Genomic DNA, 3,218 nt, shown 5'->3' on the forward strand with positions numbered 1-3,218 from the left:
AGACCATGATAAAATACTTTTTCAAGCAATTTATGAATCTTAAAAGTGTAAACTATGTCCCTTTAACTTTGTAAAGGATGTCCCTTTACCGTACCGGCGGAAGCGCAAACGCAAGGTGCAACTTGTGACGGCCCTCTAGTGGTCTCCAGTTTGCCTTTTACAGACAGTGGAAATACGTCCACTTATGGAAATGATTATTCCAGTTCAGATATGGCACCTTTAGCGCCTAATGCTGTCACTAATGGGTCAAGTGCTAATTACCTAGGTGGTGATGATGTTGTGTATTCCTATACGGCTGCAGCAGATGGCTTTATCAATGTCAATGCTTCAGGTGTAGGTTCATGGGTTGGGATGTATGTCTTTACAGGATGTAGCCCTTTTGAACTTACAGTAGGCTCTCATACTTCAAGCATATCTGGTGCCCGTTCCATTCCGGGTTTACCTGTAACTCAAGGAGAAACTTATTTTATTGTAATTTCCACCTGGCCTACGCCGGACAGTACGGATTATACTCTTGATATCCAGGCTATGGAAAGCTGTGAAGGCACACCAGAAGCAGGAACTGCTGCCATCGACCCAAATACTGGACCATCTGGTACAACGGCTCAGGTAACGGTTGATGGATACACTGAAGACGCTGGAATTACGCAACGCTGGGAGGCCAAAGATGAAAATGGTGACTGGGTAGATGCCGAATTAGGAGATGGCGATGCTCTGACTCTCATCTTTTCTGGAGAACAAGGAGATATAATCGAGCTGCGCTATGCAGTAACTTGTTCAACTTCTGGAGAAACTGCCTACTCCAATGTGATAAGTTTTACCATTGATAATGTGAATTGCGTTCCTCAATATACATCTACTACTGATTACTTAAGCGCTATCAATTCAGACGGAGCAGTTTCTGATATAAGTTATTCAGCATCAAGTCAGCCTACTGGTGGATATGAGGATGCAACGACCATGGTTCTTGAAGCTTATGCTGGTCAATCCTTGGACATCAATACCACATATGTCGGTGGGAACAATACTGTTAATATATGGATAGATTGGGATGGGAGTGGAATTTTCGAAGAAAGTGAAAAAACTGGACCAATCCATGGTGGTGCCAATCAAGTTTTGGAAATAACTATACCTCAAGATGCAGATAATGGGGAGTATATTATGCGTGTTAGAGGTATTTATGATTTTTATGGCGATAAAGATCCGGAACCTTGTTCTACAGAAAGCTATGGTTCTGCGGTTGATTTCACCGTAAGCGTAGTAGATTCTCCAACATGTCCTGCGCCAACTGGTTTATCAGTTGATAACATCACTGAAAACAGTGCAGATTTTAGCTGGACAACTAGTTCTGGCCAAAGCGATGTTTACTTGGTTGAATCAAGCGAACCTGCTCCAGATGAAAACAGCACACCAACAGATACCGGAGTAACATCTCCAATTACGTTGGATAATCTGACGGCCAATACGGCGTATGATGCTTATGTTCGCTCCGATTGTGGAGCAGAAGGTGTAAGCGATTGGGCAGGCCCCGAAACCTTTACGACGCTTGTAACATCTCCTGATAACGACGATTGCTCTGGTGCTATTGCATTGGTATGTGGTCAGTCTATTTCAGGAAATACACTTGGTGCAACAGCTTCGGGATTGTCAGCTACATGTGGCAATTATACATCATCAAGTGCATTGGATCTTTTCTACAGTTTCGAAGCTGATGGAGAAAGTAGTTATACGGTAAGTTTGGATCAGGCTAGTGGAGGCTCTTCATTTGACGGAATACTTTTCCTGTATTCAGGAACTTGCGATGATTTGACCGAAATAGAGTGTTCTGATAGTGGTAACCCCGAAAGTGTTGAGCTAGAAGCTCCTGCTGCGGGCACATACTACGTTCGTATCTTCAAATATTCTGGAACGGGCGAATTCGTAATAGATCTCGAATGTATAGCGCCGGTTTCTTGTCCTGTACCAACCGATCTATCAGTTGATAACATCACTGAAACTAGTGCAGATTTCAATTGGACGACCACTGCAAACCAAAGTGATATTTATCTTGTTGAAGCAGGCGATCCAGCTCCAGATGAAAACAGTACACCAACTGATTCCGGAGTAACATCTCCAACATCTTTGGATAATCTGATGGCCAATACGGCGTATGATGCTTATGTTCGCTCTGATTGTGGAGCAGACGGTGTAAGCGATTGGGCTGGACCAGTTTCTTTTACAACACTGGCAACACCTCTTGATAACGACGATTGCTCGGGTGCAATTGCACTTTCCTGTGGCGATTCAGTTGATGGAACTACTGTAGGGGCTACTGAGAGTGATCTTGGAAATCCTTCTTGCGCTACGGGTACACCAGCTGATGTATTTTACACGCTTGATGTAATAGCAGGAACAGAATATACAGTTACTGTGCAAGGTGCTGATTATGATGCTGTCCTTGCAATTTACAGTGGTGAATGTGACAACTTAGTTGAAATTGACTGTGCCGATAATGGTTTCTCAGCAGGTGTTGAAGAAACTATTACCTATACGCCTGATACAGATGGAACACTCGTTATCAGAACATACGACTGGAGTTCAAGTCAAGGTAGCTTTACGATTACTGTTTCATGTGAAGCAGGATCGGAATGTGAAACGCCAACGGCTACAACCATTGATAACATCACTGAAAACAGTGCAGATATCACTTGGACACCAGCTGATGCAGCAGATGATCAATGGGATATATCAATCACTACTATAGGCCAGAGTCCAGAAGACGGAATGATGGACCAAGTTTTTGTTGATGCTTCTTATACTGCAACCGGTTTAGATGCAGCTACAGACTATTTTGTATATGTACGTACAGTTTGTGAGCCAGGTTTTACAAGCGAGTGGTTTGGAGGTACTCCGTTTACCACGGAGGAAGGCGAGCCAGATCCTTGCCAAGATCCTTACAATGAAGATGCTGCCACTTCTGATGTGTATATTTCAAATATTGAAATTGTAGGAATTGGAATCGATATAGGTAACCCAGATTACGATTTTACTTACACTTCCAACGATATGTCACCAAATGGATATCAGGTTGTTACCAATCCTACAGTGACTGTTTATCCTGGATTGGTAGGTGCTTATACCGTAAGTAGTGGTCCTACTGGAAACAGCAATCAGTACTACTATTCAGTATGGCTTGACTTTAACCAAGACGGATGTTTTGATGCAGATGAGCAAATTAT

At 43.0% G+C, this 3,218-nt stretch carries 1 protein-coding gene; it reads left to right on the top strand.

Annotated features, from left to right (window positions below; all coding sequences use genetic code 11):
- Positions 1–150 precede the first annotated feature (150 nt).
- Positions 151–3,218 (top strand): fibronectin type III domain-containing protein (locus tag G440_RS20125; protein WP_034259747.1); only part of this gene is annotated, 3,068 nt, incomplete at its 3' end.

Source organism: Aequorivita capsosiphonis DSM 23843 (assembly GCF_000429125.1).
GTDB lineage: Bacteria > Bacteroidota > Bacteroidia > Flavobacteriales > Flavobacteriaceae > Aequorivita > Aequorivita capsosiphonis.